Genomic DNA, 7,707 nt, shown 5'->3' with positions numbered 1-7,707 from the left:
GCATCACAATCGGTTAAATGTTCCGGAGTAAACATTGTATCTGCCGGAAGAGGACCTTGAATATTTATTCCTTGTTCTTTCAAATAAATCAGTGCGGGAGAAATCACTTCGATTTCTTCACGCCCTAAGTAACCTGACTCTCCAGCATGAGGATTCAATCCAGCAACTTTAATTCTAGGAGCCTTAATTCCAAACTCATTAATTAATGAATGATGTAGTTGGCTAATTACATCAATAATTAACGAGGAAGAAATAGATTCGGATACTAAACGTAGTGGCAGGTGAGTAGTAACCAAAGCAACTTTCATTTGCTCACAAGCAAGCATCATTACAACTGTATTTACATTAAAATATTGAGCAAAAAATTCTGTATGTCCGGTAAAAGCGATACCAGCGGCATTAATGTTAGCTTTGTGTACAGGGGCTGTAACAAGAGCTGAAAACTCTCCTTGTGAACATAAAGTAGCACCTAGCGTTAGCAACTCGATGACATAAGATGCATTTTGAGGATCTAAATGTCCACACACTACTTGTTTGGGACAAACCACGGGAAACACCGTTAAAAAACCAGGTCGAGTTTCTACATCCTCTCCTCGTTGGTAAGTAATGAAATGAACTTCTTGTTTTAATTCTTTTGCTCTCACAGCCAACAGGGACGGATCGCCTAAAACAACTATTGGGAACTCATAATTTGCAAGAGCCAAACATAGATCTGGACCAACACCCGCAGGCTCACCACTACTGATGAGCAGTGGTTTCATGCCAATTCCTTGTCAAGGATGTTCACATAAGCCTGTGAGCGTAAATGCTGTTGCCAATTTTGTACGGCATCAGCAAATTTGCGTTGCTGTAAAAACTGTCTTACTTGTTGTTTTTTAAAGGCATCTGAATCATCTTTTTGCTTACGCTCCAAAACTTCAATAAGGTGCCAACCAAATACAGTTTTGACTGGGCTACTGACTTTATGCAGTGGAAGGTCATTCATTGTTTTCTCAAACTCAGGGACTAATTCGCCTGGATTAACCCACCCTAAATCGCCTCCTTTCACTGCACTAGAAGAGTCTAAAGAATATTGTTTAGCCATCAAAGCAAAATCTTTTCCTGATTTAATTTGCTGATATATATTATTAACCTGCTTCATCGCTTCTTCAGGTAACATACTGGCATCGGGCTTGAGCAAAATATGGCGCACATGAGTTTGAGTAATAATATGCTTTTGATTATCCCCACCTATAGCCACCAGTTTTATTAGTTGGAAACCATTGCCAGTACGTAGTGGACCAACAGTTTGCCCGACTTTCATGTTGATCACTTCTTTTGCAAAAATCTCAGGAAGTTCGGCCAGGTGTCTTTCGCCTAAATCCCCACCTTCAAGAGCCCATTCGCCGCTAGATTCTTCAATAGCTAAACGGCTAAAATCATCACCTTTTTTAATTTTAGTGAGCAACTTTTCTGCCCGAGCTTTTGCTTTTTTTACCTGCTCAGGGGTTGGCTCTTCGTTTAATGGTATAACTATATTTTGTACACGATAGGTTAGCTTAGAATTATCTACTGCTGTGCCAGCTTTTAAATATTGCTCGACTTGCTCATTAGAAACCATTACATCTTTTCCAACATTTTTTTGCTGTAGTTGAGTAATAAGCATCTCTTTCCGAATATTATTTTTATATTCTTCCCAACTCATGCCCTGCTTCTTAATTTCCTCACGTAGTTGTGCCAAGGTAATGTGATTCATAGTGGCAATTCGTTCAATAGCACTATTAAGCTCATTATTATCTACATTAATACCATTTTGCTTTGCCATTTGTAGCTGCAAATCAACATCTATTAAATGCTGTAATACTTGCTTGCGTAATACAGACTCTTTAGGCATTTGCATTTTCTGAGCTAATATTTGCGCTTTGGAAAGCTCTACTTGTTTATCCAATTCGCTAGAAGTAATTACTCCATCATTCACTATAGCAACTACTTTATCTAAAAGTTGCTTACCTTCAGCAATCCCAACTGCTGAAAATAATGCGCATACTAACGCCAATTTTTTAAACATGCCTTAATCCTCATTTACTCTTTTGCCGGGCAATTTAGGTTATTCTTAACCAAAATACAAGCAGATTTGTTTAAATTCTACCCGAAATCAACGACTAAAAAGATCATTATACCCTGGAATGTAAGTCGTCAATATACCATTAGGATCTCCGTTAGCTACCGATCCTAAACCTTTTAATAATATCTGCAAATAAACATTGTTGTTATATCGGGGATCAAATTCTGCATTTAAACTCTTAAACATCCTTCCCCCCAATAGGCGTACAGCCCAACAACAATTATCATATTGGACACCGAGTAAAGACATCATGCTGTAATTTTTACTAATATTATGACTGTATGCACCTACAGCGCTCCATCTTACACTTATTGGCCAAGAAGCAGCAATAATCGCCTGATGAAGAGCATTATCTTCGGTTCCATTATTTCTCACTTGTGTTACATCTCCATTAACTAAATAAGAATAACCCAAATTAATAATGGAATTAGGTGCTGGCTGGTAACGCAAATTTAAATCGCCATTATTCGTTGCATGGGTGGCCGGATCCCAAATATAGTCTCCGGTGATATTCCATACTGGATTAAAATGATACACGAGCCGAGAAGCGATCGGTGAAGTATCCGAGGTTGAAGACAAACGGCCAAAAGTATACGGGTTATCAATACAGAAACCCGTGGGACTTTGGCATAGTTGCACTTTTCTATCAGCAAAATATTTAATCTGACCTATAGAAAAATTAGCGAGTTCGGCACCTGTTTCCGCAGACAACCAGCGGGAGGTAACAGCATAGGATAATTGGTTGGCATCGCCAATGCGATCAAAGCCGGAAAATCTATTAGTTCTGAATAATTGATCAAAGTTAAATATCATAAAACCAGAATCATAAACAGGTATGGGGGTCTGATTCTGATAGGGGACATTTAGATAGAATAATCGTGGTTCTATTGTCTGACTATAAGAGCGGCCACTCCAATTAAAGTCTCTATCAAAATATAAGCCCGCATCTACGCTATATCGAGGAATAAAACGATTATAATCGGTGGAATGCCCGGTCAAACCTGGATGATTAAAACTGAAATCAGGCACTCGCCAATTGAAAGCGTTAAAATTAAAATTATTATTCGTAGTGCTATTATGTACCTCATAATAATTTTCAACAAATTGTATTGAAGGCGTCACAAAGGACCAAGAGTTCATTAAGGGTAAAGACAATACGGGATTTAAATGAAACCTGGGGCCTTGGGGCATTTGCACTGGACTGTTATTCCAAAACCGCTCAGCCCAGCGAAATTGATCGTACTGGCCCAAAATGTTGAGATTCGCATTAAAAGGTAAATCGTAATAATATCCCCGAGCCATAAGTTGTGGTAACCGCTCATAGACTGAAGCAACTGGAATTTCATTTATGGGGTGTAATGTCTGATAACTTTGCCCCATCCCTCTTAAAGTCCAATGCTCTGTTGAATAAGTTAAATCGGCTTGCTTTAATATTTGCCTCTGAGTTATTACCGACCAGTTAGTGCTGAAATCCTGTAAATAATAGTCATCAGACACCTGCTGCATATTAATATTTAATTGCAAATTAGAGGCTAGATTTGTTGTGTTCAAAATACCGTATGACCAGCGACTGGCTGACATGCCTCTTAGCAGAGGAAATTGCACTTCATTATTTTGCAGAAAATTATTAAACTTTTTATCATTAGGTAAAAAGTTCCCAGTAATAATTCCTGAACTATTGGACGTTAAGTAACGATACTCCCCCCCTATCATTACTCCCCGCTCTGAATAATAATGCGGTACGAAAGTAAGATCATAGTTCGGTGCAATATTCCAATAATAAGGTAAACCCAAATCGAAACCACCAACATTGGAATAACCAATCATTGGCATAAGGAAACCTGATTTACGTTCCTTATTCGTAGGGAAACTCATGTAAGGAGTATAAAATACAGGCCATTCATGAATGCGGACTACAGCATTCCTGGCAACTCCTTTGCCTTTTGCATCATCTATAGTGATAGACTCAGCCTTTATATCCCACGCCTTATCTTGGGGAGCGCAAGTTGTGTACGTTACTTGTTGCAACAGGTAGTCTTTATTAGCAAAACGTTGAATAATACTAGCTCGCCCCCAAGCAGGCAGAATTGCTTGACGCCTATCCGTATTAAAACGATATAGAACATCTTCGGTCTGTCCCGATCTGTCTTGTGGATTAATTGTTGCTTTTCTAGCAATCATTAGTTTGCCGGGTTCTAAATAATGAACCTCACCTAGAAATTCAATTTTTGTTACTTGATTCGTTGCTGGGTCTCTGTAAACATAAGCTGTCTGTGCGTTAACTACTCTTTGAGACTGTTGCACTTCTACGTGCCCTGATAAAGTAGAACGCTCATTTTTGTAGAATGAGGCGCGATCCGCCTGAATACGTATTTGCTCACTATCATCTAAAGGGGTAACCGCAATAGGCTGATAAGTCCCTAAACAAATAGGGGAGCTTTGATCGGATTTCCAACCTAAGCATTGGGCAAATTTAGCTCTTATTGCATCCGTTAGATCAACATCTCGGGCAATAACACAGGCCTGAACAGGCTCATTAATTAACGGCGAAGAGTAAGCCAATCGATGATAAATAATCAAAGGAGTAATACAGGCAACCATACTGGTGCAAAATAGCCACCATTTTAGAGACAGAAATAATTGACGATTTTTGTGCGATAACGATTTTGAAAAATAATAAAAGAAATCACGCAATATGGCGATGGAGAAAAAATAATTCTTTAGCTTATTCCAAAACTTTATGTTCACCGCTAATAAAATGCCTTATTATGCACACAATAGACTAAATCCGCACTAGCTCTAGTGTCACGCGTCAATGGACTCTCAAACATTTTATCCAAGATAGCAGTCCGACTAATAGTGCTCAATCAAACGTGTCACATTCAATTGTGTGGCCTGAATTAGAATTAATTTGCAATATTTTAGGGTCTGTAGATAATTCGGCCAAGATAGTAGAATTGCCAACAGATGTTAATTGCAAGCCAGAAATAAAGACGGGAAGTATAGCATGCATGAAAGAGAAAACGCACTGAAAGAGTGGTTAACTGATACCATTAAAATTAAAGACTTTATTTTACATCCACTAACAGGGGATGCGAGTTTCAGACGATATTACCGTCTTTGTTGTGGTAACTTAACACAGATCATTATGGATGCTCCGCCGGAGAAAGAAGACCTAGTACCCTTTATTCATGTTGCAAAAACCCTGAATAAGGCTAAGGTACCTGTTCCAGAAATTCGCGCTATCAACTTGGAGCAAGGTTTCTTATTATTAAGCGATTTTGGCGATGAACTACTATTCAATAAACTGCATGTAGAAACCGTCAATACTTATTATCATCAGGCAATAGATACCTTATTTAAGATTCAAGAATGCCCAATAGAAGATCCTCAACTTCCCTTTTTTGATAAAGCATTTATGTTAAAAGAAATGAGCTTATGCCCTGAATGGTTTTTTAACGCCTATCTGTCTTTAGATTTGCATGAGGAAGAATTGGCGATAATACAAAAAACTATGGAATGGATCGCGACTGAAGTATCGAAACAACCACTGACTTTTATCCATCGAGACTATCACTCCCGTAATTTGATGCTCATCACCAAGCAAGAAGAAAATATTTTGGGAGTTATTGATTTTCAAGACGCAATGCGTGGGCCTTTGACTTATGATTTAGTTTCCTTACTAAAAGATTGTTATATTTCTTGGTCTAGAGAACAAGTTTTAGAATGGGTCGCTTTTTTTCACTCACAGAGCGAGGTAGCACAGCAGTATTCATTACCAGAGTTCATACGTGCTTTTGATCTTTGTGGGTTACAAAGACATTTAAAGGTTTTAGGGATTTTCTGTCGTCTGCATTTACGCGATAATAAACCAGGATACCTCGGTAATTTACCTCTTACATTAAAATACGTACTTGAGTGTAGTGAAATTTATGAAGAACTACATCCATTTTTTCATTTTCTACAAAATAGAGTTTATTTGCCATGAATACAGCAATGATATTAGCGGCGGGTAGAGGAGAACGTTTAAGACCCCTAACCGAATTATGCCCTAAAGCGCTTTGTATTGTAAAAGGTAAACCTTTAGTAGAGCATCATGTAATTAATTTGGCAAAAGCTGGCTTTGAGAAAATAATTATAAATCATGCTTATCTAGGTGGACAAATTCGGCGCTATTTAGGCGATGGTTCACGTTGGGGAGTAGAGCTTTGTTATTCACCCGAACCTCCTGGAGGCTTAGAAACAGGCGGAGGAATTATACAAGCACTCCCCTTTTTCGACAATAAACCCTTTATTACCGTCAACGCAGATATCTACACTGATTATGATTTCAAACAAATCAAAACATTTTCTGTAGACTGTTTACATCTCATCTTAGTTCATAAAAATCCTGCTTTACAGCATCATGGTGATTTCGGTCTAAATAACGAGCACATCCTAACTAATACTGATTGTAACTACACGTTTGCCGGTATAGCCTGTTACCACCCCAAAATATTTACAGAAAATAAACTGGGACGCTACTCTATTGCACCATTGCTGAAACACTATGCATCACGGAATGAAGCGACAGGAAGCCTACATCAAGGGTTCTGGTTTGATATAGGCTCTATAGAAAGGCTTAATGCAGCCAATAGCTTTTAACCCCCTGCCTTCATAGTCGACTGAGTTTCTGCGGTTGGTGTTTCTACCTCAACACTGCTGGCTTCAAGACTTTCTTTAACAGCAACAGCATCTTTAACTGCTTGTTGGGCCTGCATATCTTTTTGTGGTGATGGGTATTGTTGCTCCTGGCAAGTAACATTAACTCCCTTGCCTTCTAAATACTTAGCATATCCTTGCTGCGGATCATTAATTAAGTCCCTAACCTGTTGCGGATCAGCCTTGATTGCAACTCCTTGTGCATCTTTCTTTGGCTTACCTTGATCGGTAGCTTCATACAGTACACTACCCTCACTGACCATATTATGCTCGGCAAGGTATGAATTAAATAATGTATCCATAGACCCTAACGATTTAGGATCCAATGCCTGACCATCTGCTGAATAGCCACGCAGAAACTCGGACTTATCACTTATAGCAAATTCAAAGGCAGCCTTATTGGAAGTGCCTAGTTTCATATTGTCCAGATCACGGGCTGCACTCAGAGCCATTTCGGCTTGCATTTTCTTATAATCAGAAGAGTCATTGATTTGTCCCAGCCAAGGTTCACTGCTAGAACGCAATTTAAATGCCGTATATTTAGCAAAATCCTGTACCCGGTTCAGAAGATCAGAAAATTGATCCTGCGTTTTCGTTGCAATCAGCAAGCCTTTGAACTGGTCTGCAAAATATTGTGAGCCTTCTATGGTAGTCCCCGAGACCTCCATACACTTAAATAAAGGATCTTTTAGATTCGCGGGAAGAGTTGGTGCTGGCATAATTTACTCTCTCTTTAAATTTTGTTTGTGCATAAAACACAAATAACACGTCAAATGCTTTGTAAAATTATAGCAAATTAGAAGCACAAGCTATGCTACTGATTTTATATGTAGATGTTAAAAGAACGTAAAAATTTAGAACTTATCAGCATCGCAACTCAGTATATTGAGGAATAAGTGAGT

General features: G+C 38.7%; 6 protein-coding genes (1 of these 6 cut by a window edge). 2 read left to right on the top strand and 4 right to left on the bottom strand.

Annotated elements, in window-relative coordinates:
* The 3 genes from pdxA to LFA_RS01345 all read right to left on the bottom strand — a co-directional run.
* Positions 1 to 761: the 5' portion of a 4-hydroxythreonine-4-phosphate dehydrogenase PdxA gene (pdxA, locus tag LFA_RS01355; RefSeq protein WP_045094598.1), read on the bottom strand. 214 nt of this gene lie to the left of the window's left edge; the window shows 761 of its 975 coding nt (coding positions 1–761); it begins with the start codon at positions 759 to 761; the stop codon falls past the left edge of the window.
* Positions 758 to 2,047: a peptidylprolyl isomerase gene (locus tag LFA_RS01350; RefSeq protein ID WP_045094597.1), complete on the bottom strand. Its 1,290-nt coding sequence runs from the start codon at positions 2,045 to 2,047 to the stop codon at positions 758 to 760. The genes pdxA and LFA_RS01350 overlap by 4 nt, the downstream gene beginning before the upstream one ends.
* Before the next feature lie 87 nt (positions 2,048 to 2,134).
* The gene (locus LFA_RS01345; protein WP_045094596.1) at positions 2,135 to 4,705 is read right to left on the bottom strand and encodes an LPS-assembly protein LptD; all 2,571 of its coding nucleotides are present in this window, start codon (positions 4,703 to 4,705) and stop codon (positions 2,135 to 2,137) included.
* A 406-nt stretch (positions 4,706 to 5,111) separates the two neighbouring features.
* Here LFA_RS01345 and LFA_RS01340 point away from each other — a divergent pair, with 406 nt between their 5' ends.
* Positions 5,112 to 6,092, top strand: a complete 981-nt coding sequence (locus LFA_RS01340) for an aminoglycoside phosphotransferase family protein (protein WP_045094595.1) — start codon at positions 5,112 to 5,114, stop codon at positions 6,090 to 6,092.
* Positions 6,089 to 6,748 carry an N-acetylmuramate alpha-1-phosphate uridylyltransferase MurU gene (gene murU / locus LFA_RS01335; RefSeq protein ID WP_045094594.1) on the top strand — a complete coding sequence of 220 codons (660 nt, stop codon included), beginning with the start codon at positions 6,089 to 6,091 and terminating at the stop codon, positions 6,746 to 6,748. Before LFA_RS01340 ends, murU begins: the two co-directional genes overlap by 4 nt.
* On the opposite strand, the gene LFA_RS01330 is transcribed toward murU, so the two are convergent.
* The gene (locus LFA_RS01330) at positions 6,745 to 7,524 is read right to left on the bottom strand and encodes a hypothetical protein (protein WP_045094593.1); all 780 of its coding nucleotides are present in this window, start codon (positions 7,522 to 7,524) and stop codon (positions 6,745 to 6,747) included. The two genes, murU and LFA_RS01330, sit on opposite strands and share 4 nt — an antisense overlap.
* Positions 7,525 to 7,707 lie beyond the last annotated feature (183 nt).

This window comes from Legionella fallonii LLAP-10, from assembly GCF_000953135.1.
GTDB classification, from domain to species: domain Bacteria; phylum Pseudomonadota; class Gammaproteobacteria; order Legionellales; family Legionellaceae; genus Legionella; species Legionella fallonii.
This window is presented reverse-complemented; position numbering and strand designations above follow the sequence as displayed.